The following is a 15,199-nucleotide window of genomic DNA, read 5'->3' as shown; positions in this document are numbered from 1 at the left end:
TTCGCCATGGTGGTGGAGTTCGATTGGGGAAGTGTTACTGTGGAAAGCAACATTCTCCTTCAATCGCCACCGCCTTCTCCTGCCTCCCTCACGCCGTACACCACTTTCAACGATAACTCTTGCCGACGCCGTATCACCGCTGGTTCGTTTATTTACCGTTCGAGCATGACGAAAGCTTGCAAAGCCAGCGCGAGTCACTGCGGCTGTTTGGCTTGCTTGCGCAGCACGAGCATATCGAAGGTCCGCTCGAATGGGCGCGCAAGCATGCGGAGGTGATCGAGCGATTCGGTCGGTATCCGCACCGCAATCGCGCGCTGGGCCGGGTATCGACGCCTGAGGAAGAGGCTTTCCTGAGGTTGCCGGGGTCGTCCTTCTAAGTACCCTCGGCGCGTTCAGACCTGATCGCGCTGCTGTGTCCAGCGATCAACGTGGGTCGGCTTGAAGTGCGCAAGACAATCGAGCAGCGCGACCGGCTCGGCGGCAATCTGCAATTGTTCGAGCTGGGCACGCTGCAGGAAATTTTCGCCGACCATGTGCTGCAGGAAGCCGAGCAGCGGGTCGTAATAATGCTCGACATTGAGCAGGCCGATCGGCTTGGCATGGTAGCCAATCTGCAGCCAGGTGAAGACTTCGAACAGTTCCTCGCAAGTGCCGATCCCGCCGGGCATGGCGATGAACGCATCGGACTGGTCGGCCATCATCTGCTTGCGCTGATGCATGTTCGCGACCACATGCAACTCGGTCAGGCCGTGATGTCCCACTTCCTTTTTCAGCAGCGCTTCGGGAATGACGCCAATGACCTGGCCGCCATGCGCCAGGACGGCGTCGGCCACGACGCCCATCAGACCGACCTTGCCACCGCCGTAGACCAGGCGGATATTGCGCTCGGCCAGCCGGCGCCCGAGCATCGCCGCGGCCTGCGCATAGGCCGGGCGCACGCCGGCACTGGCGCCGCAGTAGACGCAGACCGATCGCATCATGCCGCGCGCCCCGCGTCCTGCTCGCGGGCCATCTTGTCGAACAGTTCGCGCGAACGGCCGCGCAGATAGGGTGCCATCAGCGAGAGAATGTGATAGCTGGCCAGCCGCAGATCAGCGCCGATTTCCTCTGGGTCGTTGTACTTTCGCGGATTCATGACGAATTGATAGGACAGCCAATAAGTCGAGATGACGACCATATTGGTGGTCAGTGGTTCGATTTCTCCGGGCTTGATATCCATTTCGCCGTCGGCCACCAGCAGGTCGCACATCTCCCGTGCGAAGCGCTGCTTGTGGATGATGATCTGCTTGAAGTGGGTCTCGAGCGTGCGGTTGCGGGCCAGCAGGTCATTCAGGTCGCGATACAGAAAGCGGTATTGCCACAGGAAGCCGATCAGATATTGCAGGTAGGTCCAGACCTCGTCGATCAGCGGCTTATGATCGTCGGGCAGGCGCAGGCGCCGTTCGATTTCATGCTCGAACTGCGCGAAGATACTGTTGATGATGTCGTCTTTGTTGCGGAAATGATAATAAAGATTGCCGGGGCTGATTTTCATCTCCTCGGCAATCGTGGTTGTGGTGACGTTGGGTTCGCCGATGTCATTGAACAATCTCAGCGAAACTTCGAGAATCCTTTCGCGAGTGCGGCGCGGCGGTTTTGCTTCCATGACTGGCGGCCCGGTATGCGGAGGAATTTCCGCTAGCGTTTATCGGAATATTATCCGATTGATTATACCCGGCGCGATTGGACTGCCAAGTCCGTTTTGGCCCCGATGGGCTGGGCGAAGCGTCAGCCGCGCGATGCCTCATGCGGTCTGTGCGACTGGCCCCGCGTTGGCGTTGCGCGGATGCAGGTGGGCCAGGAATTCCAGCGACGCCGCTTGCCAGGAGAAGCGCTCGGCCCACGCGCGCGCTCCCTGGCGCGGTACTTTCAGCGCGTTCAGGCAAGCTTCGCGCAGATCTTCATGCAGCGCGCCGGCGCTGCCCGGGGCGCTGCCGGCCAGCACGTCGATCGGGCCGGTCACCGGATAGGCTGCCACCGGCAGCCCGCAGGCCATCGCCTCGAGCAAGACCAAACCGAAGGTGTCGGTTTTGCTGGGAAACACGAACACGTCGGCCGACGCATAGACCTTGGCCAGCTCGGACTGCGAGAGCATGCCGAGGTAATTGACGTCGGGGTAGCGCGAGCGCAGGTGAGCCAGTTGAGGACCTTCGCCGGCGACCCATTTGGAGCCAGGCAGGTCGAGCGCGAGGAATGCCTCGATGTTTTTTTCGACCGCGACGCGCCCGACGTACAGGAAAATCGGGTGGGAGGTGTTCAAGACGTGCGACTCCTGCGGGTGAAAGATGTCGAGATCGACGCCGCGAGTCCAAAGGGTTACATTCCGGAAGCCATTCGCTTCCAGATCGCGCTTGACGACCGGTGTGGGTGCCATCACCGCTTGAGAGCGACTGTGAAACCAGCGCAGAAAGCGATAGGTGGCCGACAGCGGGATGCCGAAGCGGGCTTGTACGTATTCGGGAAAGCGCGTGTGGTAGGCCGTGGTGAACGGGAAGGCGTTGCGCACTGCCCAGCGGCGTGCGGCCAGGCCGAGCGGGCCTTCTGTGGCGATGTGCAGGGCGTCCGGGCGGAAGGTCTCGATTCGCTGTGTGAAGCGTCGCGCCGGCAAAATCGACAGGCGGATCTCGGGGTACGTCGGGCACGGCACCGTGTGAAATTCGAGCGGTGTGAGCAATTCCACGGTGTGGCCGAGCTGTTGCAGTTGCGTCGTGGTGTTTTTCAGCGTGCGGACCACGCCGTTGATTTGCGGCTCCCAGGCGTCGGTCACGATCATGATTCTCATAAGGATGCCTCTCGGTCGCTGAGTGAATATGTTGTTAAACGGTAGCGCTTCTTTTAAGGGTGTGCGCCGCGGCGCCTTGCCGCTGAGTCCAGTAGACGATGCGCAGCTCGCCGTCGTCGGTCTCCACGAGCGCTGACAGGCTCTCGACCCAGTCGCCGTCGTTGCAATACAGGACGCCGTCGATATCGCGTATTTCGGCTTTGTGAATGTGTCCGCACACGACGCCGTCGCAGCCTCGTCGACGCGCTTCGTCGGCCATCACGTGTTCGAAAGCCGAGATGAAATTGACCGCGTTTTTCACCTGATGCTTGAGATACTGCGACAGCGACCAGTACGGAAAGCCAAGCCGGTGACGCACGCGATTGAACCAGCGGTTGAGTACCAGCACCATCGTGTAGAGCGAGTCGCCCAGGTAAGCGAGCCACTTGGCATGCTGCACCACGCCGTCGAAGAGGTCGCCATGAGTGATCCACAGGCGCTGGCCCGCCAGCGTGGTGTGGAACGCTTCGTCGCGAACAGCAATGTCGCCGAACGCGAGCCCGCAGAATTGCCGAGCGACTTCGTCGTGATTGCCTGGCACGTAGGTGACCTGCGTACCCTTGCGCGCTTTGCGCAGCAGCTTCTGAACGACATCGTTGTGCGCCTGCGGCCAGTGCCAGCCTTTGCGAAGATGCCAGCCGTCGATGATGTCGCCGACCAGGTAGAGGTAATCGGATTCGTGGTGGCGCAGGAAATCGAGCAGGTAATCGGCCTGGCATCCGTTGGTGCCGAGATGAATGTCGGATAGCCAGATCGCCCGATAGCGCCGGGTGTTTTCCGGCGACGGACTGTGCCGGTCCGTATCGGGATCGTCGTGACGCAGCCCGCTCGGGCTCACGACGGGACGCTCTGCCGGAAAGTTGTCACTCTGGCGAGCCAGGGTGCGCGAGAGCATTCTGTGTGGTGTCGTCATGCCGACCGTCCATCGCATTCAACATGACCGCATTGCGCCATGCTGATGTGAAATGCCGATGACAGTCACAATGTGAAGCGCTCTGTTGTGCTTTGCCAACAGCTTTGGTGGACATGTTCTGGTCTGCCGCGCACCGAGCGTGCGAGCATTTTTGGCGATCTGCCGCGACGACCCAGCGCGCGTCGCGGTAGCGCGATGACGCGGTGCTGCGTGACCGGTCGGTCAGGCAGCCTTGGGCACGCTCGGCGTGTCGATGACGCTGACGAGCCGGGTGCCTGCCAGACGGTCATGCAGGAACTGCCGGTCGCGGTCGACGAACATGGTGCAGGCCCACAAGACCGCCCAAGCGGTCGCGATACCGACACTGCTCCAATCCTTGATACCGAACAGCCAGTCGAGCGCCATACCGGGCAGAAACCACAGCCAGCAAAGGCAGTAACGCAGTACGGCGCGAGGCAGCGAAAGGGCGCGCAGATCGGCGCTGACCACGCGGATTTTCCAGGTTTTCATCGGCAGGGTCTGGCCGCCGTGGCGCCAGAACCATGTGAAATATGCTCCGAGGACCAGGAATAGCCAGACCTGCAGTGCATGCCGGTACATCAGCGCGCTGCGTTGCTGCGTCAGGGTGCCGAACAGGTAGCCGGTGATGAACAGCACGCCGAACAGAATCAATGCTTCATAAATCACGCAGAGCACGCGCCGGCGCAACGTCGGTACGGCGAGCAAGGCTGGGCGGGCGGAGCAAGGCGCGGTGGCGTGCGAGGGATTGGACATTGCGGCGCGTGGTCGGTTACGGGATATCGGGCGGCGGCAGGCGAGCGCCTTGGCTGGCCAACATTATCTGCCAGAAATGCCGACTCGCGGGGATTGCCGCCGTAGCGAGACGGCGATTGCCGCGGGCCGCCGCGATTTCAATGTTGATAGAGGTCGGAATTGATCGGCGAAGGGGGCAAGGACGGCGCTGACGACGGCAGCGCGGGAGCCGAGGCGGGCAATGCCGAGGCTGCCGCCGGCGCGCTGGCCGCCTTGGCGGCGACGCGGCGGTGGACCGCGTCGTATGGATTCTGAACGCCAGGCTTGCCGCTGGGCGGTGCGGTAACGACGCTGGGACGCTTGTGGTCGTGATATTCAGCCGCCAGCCGCTTCTTCTGGGCCTCGGACAATTGCTGATATTTCTCCCATGCCTCGGCCTTGGCATCGGGGGCCAGCGATCGGGCATTGAGGTAATTTTCGCGGGCGATACGCTTTTGCTGCGGCGTCAGCTTGAGCCAGGCGCGCATGCGTTCGTGCAGCCGGTCGCGACCAGCGGGCGACAGCCGGTGATACCGGCGGGCAATGGCGAGCCACTTGTCGCGCTGAAGCTGGCTCATGTGCCCCCAACTGTCAGCCAATGGCGCGAGCGCGCTCTTTTGGGCCGGCGTCAGGGCCAGCCAGGCAGCCGAGAGCTTGACCGGGGTGACGGCAGGCTGCGAGGCGCCTCCAGCCGAGGTGCCAGCCGGCGCGCCGACTGGCGCGGATGGGGCGGGCAAGGGCACGGCGGGTTGCCGAGAGGGACGCCACCATACCACCGCGCCGACGACGGCGACGATAACCAGCAATGTCAGCAGGAGAGGGCGGGTGCGGATCGTCACGGGGCGTTTGGGGGGGGCGGCGCTATTGGGCGTCGTGCTTGAGGTAGACGTCGAAACCGTGGTCCAGATAGGCGGACAAGGGCAATTCGTCGCTCATGACGGCTGCGTCGATATCCGCGAGATCGTTGATGCGCTGTTGCCGCTCCCAATAGCTGATGCCGGCCAGTACGAGGATCATTGCCAACAACGGCAACAGCAGGCCGAAGCGATTGAGCAGCCCGCCAGGCCGCTTGTTGCCGGCACTCAGGCCGAGCGGAGCGCCCATCGCGGTGACCAGCACCGGTTCGCGCACCATCCGCGCCTCGGGCTTCTTGCGGGCAATCGCCTGCCGGCGCGCGGCGGCCAGCCGCTCGGCCGCCCCCGCGGGCAACTGACTGGCGGACTCATCCAATGCTTGCCGGATCTGGTAGGCGAAGCGAATTTCCTCTGGGTCGGGCGTGTGGCTCATAACTTGATTCCTTGCGCCTTCAACGCATGGGCCAGCGCATGGGTGGCGCGAGAGCAATGCGTCTTGACACTGCCCTCGGAGCATCCCATGGCGGCAGCGGTTTCGGCGACATCCATATCTTCCCAATAACGCATTAGGAACGCTTCCCGTTGACGTATCGGCAATTTCTTAATTTCGTTTTCAATCAGCGATAGGGTTTCGGCACGGGAAACCTGGTCTTCCGTGCTTTCCGACTGCGTTGACCTGTCCTCGGATTGGAAGGTTTCCAGCAAATCGAAATCGTCGCGCTCTTCGTCGGGATTCAGGCTGGAGAACAGTGAAATCCAGGTATTGCGTACTTTTTGGCGACGAAAGTAATCGAAAATGACGTTTTGGAGGATGCGCTGAAACAATAGGGGCAAGTCGGCGGCCGGCTTGTCGCCGTACTTTTCCGCCAGCCGGATCATGGCGTCCTGAACGACATCCAGTGCCGCGTCGTCGTCCCTGACGGCGAAAACGGCTTGTTTGAAGGCGCGCCGCTCGACATTTTCGAGAAAATCCGCCAGTTCTTTGTCAGATGCCATCCAGATGGGCCAAAACAATCAAATGCAGCAAGTGCTTAAACGGAGCGGATCGTAACAAAATTTGCTTGGCTTGTATCGCGTTTTGTGATTTTGCGACATTATCGCCGGCAAAAGCGTCTTTTTGCGCGCCAATAGTACGTGCAAACTGTCGACGATGCTTGACCAATCGTCGGTGACGGATTATTGTCTCAAGTTCGCAACATAAAGTGATTGTCTCAATATCGGCGCAGCCTATCCGGAGCGCCAATCATTCAGACGCGCCGCTTGAACCCGCGCCACAAGCGCGAGGAGAGAGCATCCGATCAAATTTTTTGCCGAAAACTTGAAAGGTTGACGATGAATATGCCAAGCGCGGAATTTTCCGAAGCGGACGCTTCTCGACATCAAGCCCCGGAACTCATTGGCGCCGAAATTCTCGTGCGCGCCTTGCAGGAAGAAGGGGTGGAGTACATCTGGGGTTACCCGGGCGGCTCCGTGCTCTACATTTACGACGAACTCTACAAGCAGGACAGGATTCAGCATATCCTGGTGCGCCACGAGCAGGCTGCCGTGCATGCTGCCGACGCCTATTCCCGCTCCACCGACAAGGTCGGCGTATGTCTGGTGACCTCCGGTCCCGGCGTGACCAATGCGGTGACTGGGATCGCTACCGCGTATATGGACTCCGTGCCGATGGTGGTCATCACGGGCCAGGTGCCGACTGCGGCTATCGGCCAGGATGCGTTCCAGGAGTGCGATACGGTCGGAATCACCCGGCCGTGCGTGAAGCACAATTTCCTGGTCAAGGATCCACGCGATCTCGCCGCGACAATCAAAAAGGCGTTCTATATCGCCCGTACCGGCCGGCCCGGCCCGGTGCTGGTCGATATTCCGAAGGATGTCTCCAAGGCGAAGGCGCCTTTCGAGTATCCCAAGACGATCTCGCTGCGTTCGTACAATCCGGTTACCAAGGGCCATTCCGGTCAGATTCGCAAGGCCGTCAACCTGCTGCTGCAGGCCAAGCGCCCCTATATCTACACCGGCGGCGGCGTGATTCTGGCCAACGCTTCCAAGGAGCTGAACCAGTTTGCCGACCTGCTGGGGTACCCGGTCACGAATACCCTGATGGGGCTGGGCGGCTATCGCGCGAGCGACCCCAAGTTTCTCGGCATGCTGGGCATGCATGGCACCTACGAAGCCAACATGGCGATGCAAAATTGCGACGTGCTGATCGCCGTGGGCGCCCGCTTTGACGACCGGGTGATCGGCAACCCGGCGCATTTCGCCGAGTCGCCGCGCAAGATTATCCATATCGACATCGACCCGTCGTCGATTTCCAAGCGCGTCAAAGTCGACATTCCGATCGTTGGCGACGTCAAGGAAGTGCTGCGCGAGATGATCGATCACCTGCAAACGGCCGAGCATGGTCCGGACGGTGCAGCGCTCGATGCCTGGTGGAAGCAGATCGAAACGTGGCGCGCGCGTGATTGCCTCAAATACGATCGCGACAGCGAGATCATCAAGCCGCAATATGTCGTGGAAAAGCTGTACGAGCTGACCCACGGCGAGGCGTATGTCTGTTCCGACGTCGGCCAGCATCAGATGTGGGCGGCACAATACTACAAATTCGACAAGCCGCGCCGCTGGATCAACTCCGGCGGACTGGGCACGATGGGTTTCGGCCTGCCGGCGGCGATGGGCGTGAAGATGGCGCATCCGGATGCCGAAGTCGCGTGCATCACCGGCGAAGGCTCGATCCAGATGTGCATTCAGGAACTTTCGACCTGCCTGCAGTACAGCACGCCGATCAAAATCATCGCCCTGAACAACCGGTATCTCGGCATGGTTCGCCAATGGCAGCAGATCGAATACAGCAAGCGCTATTCGCATTCTTATATGGATGCACTGCCTGACTTCGTCAAGCTTGCCGAGGCGTATGGGCATGTGGGCATCCGCGTGGACAGGACTGCGGACGTGGAGGGTGCGTTGCGAGAGGCGCTGCGTCTCAAGGATCGTACGGTATTTCTGGACTTTCAAACGGACCCGACGGAAAACGTCTGGCCCATGGTTCAGTCGGGCAAGGGCATCACCGAGATGCTGCTTGGCTCGGAGGACCTATAGCGCGTGCCGTTGCCGGGCCCGCGATGACGGACCTGGGCGGCGCGGCGATTTTGTCACCAGAACAACCGGATACTACCCATGAGGCACATAATTTCTGTTTTGCTGGAGAATGAGGCGGGAGCGCTCTCGCGCGTGGTGGGCCTGTTCTCCGCGCGGGGCTACAACATTGAAACGCTGACCGTGGCGCCCACGGAAGATCGTTCTTTGTCGCGCATGACGGTGGTCACGAACGGCTCGGACGACGTGGTCGAGCAGATCACCAAACACCTGAATCGTCTGATCGAAGTCGTCAAGGTGGTCGACCTGACCGAGGGGTCGCACATCGAACGCGAACTGATGCTGATCAAGGTGCGCTCGGTCGGCAAGGAACGGGAAGAAATGAAGCGCATGGCGGATATTTTCCGCGGGCGCATCATCGATGTGACAGAGAAGACCTATACGATCGAGCTCACCGGCGATGCTTCGAAGCTGGATGCATTCCTGGAGGCGATCGACCAGACGGCTATCCTGGAAACCGTACGCACCGGCGGCTCGGGGATTGGCAGGGGGGAGCGCATTCTAAAGGTGTAAGTCAAAAGGAGGTGGCATGAAAGACTGGCTGTCGTTTGACAAGATGATCACACCGGTCATCCTCAAGATCGTCTACATCCTGGCCATGATCGCAGTGGTAGTCTCCGGGGTCATCACCCTGTTTCACGGCGAGTTTTGGCATGCCATCGGCATTATCGTATTTGGTTTGCTCGGCGTGCGGGTGTACTGCGAGTTATTGATACTTCTGTTCAGAATCCACGAGAATCTGGTTGAGATCAATCACAGCTTGAAAAACAAGTGAAAGCAGCGCGCATCCCGGGCGGGGCCGCCACGGTTGCATATTATTGAGTTCGATTTACGGGACAATTCCATGAAAGTTTATTACGACAAAGATGCAGACCTCTCCCTGATCAAAGGCAAGCAAGTCACGATCATCGGCTACGGTTCGCAAGGCCACGCCCACGCACTGAACCTGAAGGACAGCGGCGTCAACATCACCGTCGGGTTGCGCCGCGGCGGCGCCTCCTGGAACAAGGCCGTCAATGCCGGCTTGACGGTCAAGGAAGTCGCCGAGGCCGTCAAGGGCGCCGACATCGTCATGATGCTGTTGCCCGACGAGCAGATTGCCGAGGTTTATCAGCGCGAAGTCGCACCGAACATCAAGGAAGGCGGCGCGCTGGCGTTCGCCCACGGCTTCAACGTGCACTACGGCTGCGTTGTGCCGCGCGCCGACCTCGATGTCATCATGATCGCTCCCAAGGCGCCGGGCCATACCGTACGCTCGACCTACACCCAGGGCGGCGGCGTGCCGCACCTGATCGCCGTTGCGCAGGACAAGTCCGGCGCTGCTCGTGACATCGCTTTGTCGTACGCCGCAGCCAATGGCGGCGGTCGCGCCGGCGTGATCGAAACCAATTTCCGTGAAGAGACAGAAACCGACCTGTTCGGTGAACAGGCCGTGCTGTGCGGCGGCACCGTCGAGCTGATCAAGGCGGGTTTCGAAACCTTGGTCGAAGCCGGTTATGCGCCGGAAATGGCCTATTTCGAGTGCCTGCACGAGTTGAAGCTGATCGTCGACCTGATCTACGAGGGTGGCATCGCCAACATGAACTATTCGATTTCGAACAATGCCGAGTACGGTGAGTATGTGACCGGCCCGCGCATCGTCAACGAAGAGACCAAGAACGCGATGCGCCAGGCTCTGAAGGACATCCAGACCGGTGAGTACGCGAAGAGCTTCATTCTGGAGAACCGTGCCGGCGCGCCGACGCTGATTTCCCGTCGCCGCCTGATGGCCGAGCATCAGATCGAGCAGGTTGGCGGCAAGCTGCGCGCGATGATGCCCTGGATCGCCAAAAACAAGCTGGTCGACCAGTCCAAGAACTGACCGGGATCGTATCCGTGCATTGAGGGCTGGCGCTATGCCTGCCCGGAGAAAGCCGCTTCAGGCAGCCACCGGCGTCTGAAGCGGCTTTTCTGTTGGCTTCCGGATCGGGAAAATCCGGTCACGCGCCGACCGAGTTGCTACAATGCGGCCACACCGCGCAAGCGCGGGTAGCCGCGAGGCTGGTTTGCCCCTCATCCACCCGTTTTTAGGACGCGAGCGATTCGCATGAATTATCCCCATCCGATCATTGCCAAAGAAGGCTGGCCGTTCCTGGCCGTGGCCGTTGCGGCAGCGTTGATCGTCCATTTCATCGTCGGTGTGTTGTGGGCCGCGCCCTTGTGGCTCGTGGCCCTGTTCGTCTTGCAGTTCTTTCGCGATCCGCCTCGCGTGGTGCCGTCCGAGGCCGGTGCGGTGCTCTCGCCGGCCGATGGCCGCATCGTGGCGATCGAAGCGACGCAGGACCCGTACGGACAGCGCGACGCCCTCAAAATCAGCGTTTTCATGAACGTCTTCAACGTGCACTCGAACCGCGCGCCAGTTGACGGCACCATCACGAAGGTGGAATATTTCCCTGGGCGTTTTCTCAACGCCGCGCTCGACAAGGCTTCGCTGGAGAACGAGCGCAATGCGCTGTTGATCGATGCCGGCGGACATACCGTGACATGCGTTCAGGTGGCCGGGTTGGTGGCACGCCGCATCCTCTGTTACGTCAAGGTCGGCGATGGGCTTACGCGCGGCCAACGCTACGGTTTCATCCGCTTCGGCTCGCGTGTCGACGTTTATCTGCCGTTGACGGCCCGGCCACGCGTGGCCATCGGCGACAAGGTGTCGGCAACTTCGACGATCCTTGCCGAACTCTAGTAGTGCATGCGGTCAAACCGCATAATCAAGTTTCAGGAGCAAGCAATGGCGGGTAACAATCGCCGCCGGCCGCGTAACAATGTCACTCATTTGCCACGGCTGTCGCGGACGGATCAGACAATGAACGAAGAGCTCGAGCACGACGACGATGACGTGACGGTGGTGCGTCCGCGCAAGCGGGGCATTTATCTGCTGCCCAACGCCTTTACCACGGCGGCCCTGTTCTGTGGGTTCTATGCGATCGTGCAGGCCATGAATCTGCGCTTCGAGTACGCCGCGATAGCGATTTTCTGCGCGATGGTGCTCGACGGCATGGATGGCCGCGTGGCCCGCATGACGAACACGCAGAGCGCGTTCGGCGAGCAGTACGACAGTCTGTCCGACATGATTTCGTTCGGCGCCGCGCCTGCGCTGGTGATGTACGAATGGATCCTGCGTGATCTCGGCAAGTGGGGTTGGCTGGCGGCTTTCGTCTACTGCGCCGGCGCGGCCCTGCGGCTGGCTCGCTTCAATACCAATATCGGGGTTGTCGACAAGCGTTTCTTCCAGGGGCTGGCCAGTCCGGCGGCCGCTGCGCTGGTCGCCGGCTTCGTTTGGCTGGCGATCGACAACAAACTGCCCGTGCGTGACGCGTGGATGCCCTGGGTGGCTTTTGGATTGACCGTCTATGCCGGCGCGTCGATGGTCTCGAATGCGCCGTTTTACAGCGGCAAGGCGCTCGACGTGCGCCACCGGGTTTCATTCGGCATGATTCTGCTGTTCATGGTGGGGTTCGTGCTGGTGTCGTCCGATCCGCCGGTGGTGCTGTTTTGCCTGTTCGTCGCCTACAGTGTGTCCGGATACGTGGTCTGGGCCGCTCGGGCGGTGCGTGGCCGGCATACGCGGATTTTCGGCGACGTCGATGTGAGCGGCGGGGACGAATAACCGGCAAATACCGTCCGACGTCGCGCAGGGCGCCGCCGTATTGGCTTCAAAACCGCCGTGACGGACGTGCTGCGGATAGGGGGGAGCTGTGGTAAGATTTTCAGTCGTTGCAAAAAGTCAACCCCCCAATCAGCAAATGACGACTATTCGTTTAAAAGAGAACGAACCGTTCGAAGTCGCGATGCGCCGTTTCAAGCGCACGATCGAGAAAAACGGTCTGCTGACCGATCTTCGCGCCCGTGAGTTCTACGAGAAGCCCACAGCCGAGCGCAAACGCAAGAAGGCGGCGGCGGCCAAGCGCCATTTCAAGCGGCTGCGCAGCCAGATGCTGCCGAAAAAGCTCTACTGAACCCGCTGCCGGCGGCATACTGGCCAAGATGTCAAAGAACCCGCTTGCGGTTTTGCGCAAGCGGGTTCTTGTGTTTCAAACGTATGCCCCAACAACCCGTAGTCACGCCGGCCGCCCCGGCTTTTTGCCGGCTTCGCGCCAGCGTTTTGGCGGGGCATGGTCTACACTGAATTGTATTTGACCCAAAAAGGTTTGCCGATGAGTTTGAAAGCCCGTATCAACGACGATATGAAAGCAGCCATGCGAGCGAGGGAGGCCGAGCGCCTGGGCGCCATTCGGCTGTTGTTGGCAGCGATAAAGCAAAAGGAGGTCGACGAGCGCATCGAGCTGGACGACGCCGCCGTTACGGCGGTGGTCGACAAGCTGATCAAGCAGCGCAAGGACTCGATCACGCAGTTCCAGGCCGCCGGGCGTGACGACCTGGTCGCCAAGGAAAATGCCGAGCTGAGCGTGCTGATGGCTTATATGCCGCAGCAGCTCTCGGCCGAGGAGGTCGCTCAGGAGGTGCAGGCGGCGATCACTCAGGCCGGCGCGGCGGGGCCGCAGGACATGGGCAAGGTCATGGGTATTCTCAAGGCCAGGCTGGCGGGGCGTGCCGACATGACGACTGTGTCGGCCCAGGTCAAGGCACTGCTGGCCCGATGAGCCGTCGGCTGTGCCTGGTCTTCTGGTGGTGGCAAGGGTGCCGCCATTGAGCGGCACAGGAACGCCTCGGATTCGATACCAAGCCCCGTGATCCCACAATCCTTTCTTCAGGATCTGCTCAACCGCGTCGATATCGTCGAGGTGGTGGGCCGTTACGTGCAATTGAAGAAGGGTGGCGCCAACTTCATGGGGCTCTGCCCGTTCCATAACGAAAAATCGCCGTCTTTCACGGTCAGTCCAACCAAGCAGTTTTACCACTGCTTCGGATGCGGCGCGCATGGCACGGCGATTGGCTTCCTGATGGAACACACCGGACTGTCATTTGTCGAGGCGGTCAACGATCTGGCCAGGAACGTCGGCATGACCGTGCCCCAGGAACCTGGCGTGGGTGGGCAGATGGCGCCGCGCGGCCATGCGGTGGCGCTGACGGACGTTATGACCCGCGCCTGTGACTATTATCGGCAGCAACTGCGCGCCGCATTGAGTGCCATCGAGTATCTCAAGGGCCGCGGGTTGTCAGGACAAATCGCGGCGCACTTTGGCCTGGGCTACGCGCCCGATGGCTGGCAGAACCTCGAAGCCGTATTCGAGCGCTACCAGGACGATACGCTGCTTGAGGCCGGGTTGGTGATCGACAGCGAAAAAACCGACGTCCAAGGCCGCCATCGCCGCTATGACCGCTTTCGCCACCGCATCATGTTCCCGATCCGCAACACCAAGGGGCAGGTGATCGCTTTCGGCGGCCGTGTACTTGGGGCGGGCGAGCCGAAATATTTGAATTCGCCGGAAACACCCCTATTTAGCAAGGGGAGCGAGTTGTACGGATTGTTCGAGGCGCGCGCGGCGATTCGCGACGCGGGTTATGTGCTGGTGGTCGAAGGGTATATGGATGTCGTGGCGCTGGCGCAGTTGGGCTTTCCGAATGCGGTAGCCACACTCGGCACCGCATGCACGCCGATTCACGTGCAAAAGCTGCTGCGGCAAACCGACGAAATCGTGTTCAGTTTCGACGGCGACGCCGCCGGCCGGCGAGCGGCCCGTCGGGCGCTCGATGCGTGCTTGCCGCATGCCTCCGATAACCGGACGCTGAAATTCCTTTTTTTGCCTATCGAGCACGACCCGGACAGTTTCGTGCGCGAGCGGGGGCCTGAGGCATTCAGCGCAGAGATTGCCAAGGCCTTGCCGTTATCGCAATTTTTGCTCAACGAAGTATTGCACGACAAGGAATTGCACCAACCTGAAGGGCGCGCGCGCGCGCTGTTCGAGGCCAAGCCGCTGCTGCAGGCACTACCTGCCAACGCGTTGCGGGCGCAGATCGTCCATGCGCTGGCCGAACGCTTGGGCAGTCCGCTCGACGAGGTGACGCGCCTGTGCGGACTCGATGCGGGCAAGCCGGCGTGGGACCGGGCGCCGGCCAAGCGCGAAAAGCGCCGGGTGCAGGGCCAGGCGCATCGCGCGCTGCAGAATTTGCTCATGTATCCCAGGCTGGGAAACGAATTGAGCGCCGACGATATCCAAGTTTTAGCGTCGACGTCCCATGCCGAATTGTTTGAAGAAGTGCTTTCGCATTGTCGTGCGATGGGGGCGCAAGCCGAGTTCCGTTATTTGTCGGACCGTTTGCGCGACTCCGAGAATGCAGCGAGCTACGAGGACCTCTTCAAAGAAATCCTGTCGATGGACGAAAACGTTCGTGATTTGCTGCTTTACGATCCGGACGATGCCCAGCAGGCCGAGCGGGCTGAGGATCAATGGCGCCTGCGCCTGGCCGAACTCAAGGCGGCAGTGCGCAAGCTGCATTACGACAGCGTGTGCGATCGGCTTGAGCAGATGTTCAAGCGCGGGTCCTTGAGCCCGGACGAAATGACCGAAGCGGCGGCCCTGACGCGCCAGCGGGCCGCGCTCAAGCAGCAGTTGGCGTGAAGTAGAGGGTGGCATCGGAGCAACTGGCGTCCGAGTGCTATAATTGAGAGTTTTCAGTGGGCTGTTT

At 60.8% G+C, this 15,199-nt stretch carries 16 protein-coding genes and 2 pseudogenes; 10 read left to right on the top strand and 8 right to left on the bottom strand.

Going from position 1 to position 15,199, the window contains the following annotated elements:
* Window positions 1–119: 119 nt before the first annotated feature.
* Window positions 120–377: pseudogene (locus EPN80_RS10760) on the top strand (DUF924 family protein); the annotation flags it as partial.
* Between the two features lie 15 nt (window positions 378–392).
* On the opposite strand, the gene EPN80_RS10755 reads toward EPN80_RS10760, so the two are convergent.
* The 8 genes and pseudogenes from EPN80_RS10755 to EPN80_RS10720 all read right to left on the bottom strand — a co-directional run bounded on the left by EPN80_RS10755 (window position 393) and on the right by EPN80_RS10720 (window position 6,415).
* Window positions 393–977, bottom strand: coding sequence for a TIGR00730 family Rossman fold protein (locus tag EPN80_RS10755; RefSeq protein WP_293026595.1), 585 nt, complete (start codon window positions 975–977; stop codon window positions 393–395).
* Window positions 977–1,645 carry a TetR/AcrR family transcriptional regulator gene (locus EPN80_RS10750; protein ID WP_366468589.1) on the bottom strand — a complete coding sequence of 223 codons (669 nt, stop codon included), beginning with the start codon at window positions 1,643–1,645 and terminating at the stop codon, window positions 977–979. The genes EPN80_RS10755 and EPN80_RS10750 overlap by 1 nt, the downstream gene beginning before the upstream one ends.
* A 138-nt stretch (window positions 1,646–1,783) precedes the next feature.
* Entirely contained in the window at window positions 1,784–2,821 is a 1,038-nt protein-coding gene (locus EPN80_RS10745) for a glycosyltransferase family 1 protein (protein ID WP_293026561.1), read from the bottom strand.
* 34 nt (window positions 2,822–2,855) lie between these two features.
* A pseudogene (locus tag EPN80_RS10740) lies at window positions 2,856–3,626 on the bottom strand (UDP-2,3-diacylglucosamine diphosphatase); the annotation flags it as partial.
* 369 nt (window positions 3,627–3,995) lie between these two features.
* Window positions 3,996–4,547, bottom strand: a complete 552-nt coding sequence (locus tag EPN80_RS10735) for an RDD family protein (RefSeq protein WP_293026557.1) — start codon at window positions 4,545–4,547, stop codon at window positions 3,996–3,998.
* A gap of 137 nt (window positions 4,548–4,684) precedes the next feature.
* Entirely contained in the window at window positions 4,685–5,404 is a 720-nt protein-coding gene (locus tag EPN80_RS10730; protein WP_293026555.1) for a DUF3106 domain-containing protein, read from the bottom strand.
* Window positions 5,405–5,426: 22 nt separating this feature from the next.
* Window positions 5,427–5,852 (bottom strand): DUF3619 family protein, encoded by a 426-nt coding sequence (locus EPN80_RS10725; protein WP_293026553.1) that lies wholly within the window; start codon window positions 5,850–5,852, stop codon window positions 5,427–5,429.
* Window positions 5,849–6,415 (bottom strand): RNA polymerase sigma factor, encoded by a 567-nt coding sequence (locus EPN80_RS10720; protein WP_293026551.1) that lies wholly within the window; start codon window positions 6,413–6,415, stop codon window positions 5,849–5,851. Before EPN80_RS10720 ends, EPN80_RS10725 begins: the two co-directional genes overlap by 4 nt.
* Before the next feature lie 336 nt (window positions 6,416–6,751).
* On the opposite strand from EPN80_RS10720, the gene EPN80_RS10715 reads away from it, so the two are divergent.
* The 9 genes from EPN80_RS10715 to dnaG all read left to right on the top strand — a co-directional run bounded on the left by EPN80_RS10715 (window position 6,752) and on the right by dnaG (window position 15,132).
* Complete coding sequence (locus tag EPN80_RS10715) at window positions 6,752–8,515, top strand: acetolactate synthase 3 catalytic subunit (protein ID WP_293026549.1); 1,764 nt, start codon at window positions 6,752–6,754, stop codon at window positions 8,513–8,515.
* 78 nt (window positions 8,516–8,593) lie between these two features.
* Window positions 8,594–9,085, top strand: a complete 492-nt coding sequence (gene ilvN, locus EPN80_RS10710) for an acetolactate synthase small subunit (protein WP_047212796.1) — start codon at window positions 8,594–8,596, stop codon at window positions 9,083–9,085.
* Window positions 9,086–9,101: 16 nt separating this feature from the next.
* Window positions 9,102–9,347, top strand: a complete 246-nt coding sequence (locus EPN80_RS10705) for a DUF4282 domain-containing protein (RefSeq protein ID WP_293026547.1) — start codon at window positions 9,102–9,104, stop codon at window positions 9,345–9,347.
* A gap of 69 nt (window positions 9,348–9,416) precedes the next feature.
* Window positions 9,417–10,433 carry a ketol-acid reductoisomerase gene (gene ilvC / locus EPN80_RS10700; RefSeq protein WP_293026545.1) on the top strand — a complete coding sequence of 339 codons (1,017 nt, stop codon included), beginning with the start codon at window positions 9,417–9,419 and terminating at the stop codon, window positions 10,431–10,433.
* A gap of 225 nt (window positions 10,434–10,658) precedes the next feature.
* Window positions 10,659–11,294, top strand: coding sequence for a phosphatidylserine decarboxylase (locus EPN80_RS10695; protein WP_293026542.1), 636 nt, complete (start codon window positions 10,659–10,661; stop codon window positions 11,292–11,294).
* A gap of 45 nt (window positions 11,295–11,339) precedes the next feature.
* Window positions 11,340–12,218 carry a CDP-diacylglycerol--serine O-phosphatidyltransferase gene (gene pssA / locus EPN80_RS10690; RefSeq protein WP_293026540.1) on the top strand — a complete coding sequence of 293 codons (879 nt, stop codon included), beginning with the start codon at window positions 11,340–11,342 and terminating at the stop codon, window positions 12,216–12,218.
* Between the two features lie 136 nt (window positions 12,219–12,354).
* The gene (rpsU, locus tag EPN80_RS10685; protein WP_047212801.1) at window positions 12,355–12,567 is read left to right on the top strand and encodes a 30S ribosomal protein S21; all 213 of its coding nucleotides are present in this window, start codon (window positions 12,355–12,357) and stop codon (window positions 12,565–12,567) included.
* 198 nt (window positions 12,568–12,765) lie between these two features.
* On the top strand, window positions 12,766–13,212 hold the full coding sequence (locus EPN80_RS10680) for a GatB/YqeY domain-containing protein (protein WP_293026537.1): 447 nt from the start codon (window positions 12,766–12,768) through the stop codon (window positions 13,210–13,212).
* An 87-nt stretch (window positions 13,213–13,299) separates the two neighbouring features.
* Entirely contained in the window at window positions 13,300–15,132 is a 1,833-nt protein-coding gene (dnaG, locus tag EPN80_RS10675; RefSeq protein ID WP_293026535.1) for a DNA primase, read from the top strand.
* Window positions 15,133–15,199: the final 67 nt, after the last annotated feature.

Origin of the sequence: Pandoraea sp. (assembly GCF_004297875.1) — a bacterium.
Taxonomy (GTDB): Bacteria; Pseudomonadota; Gammaproteobacteria; order Burkholderiales; family Burkholderiaceae; genus Pandoraea.
This window is presented reverse-complemented; position numbering and strand designations above follow the sequence as displayed.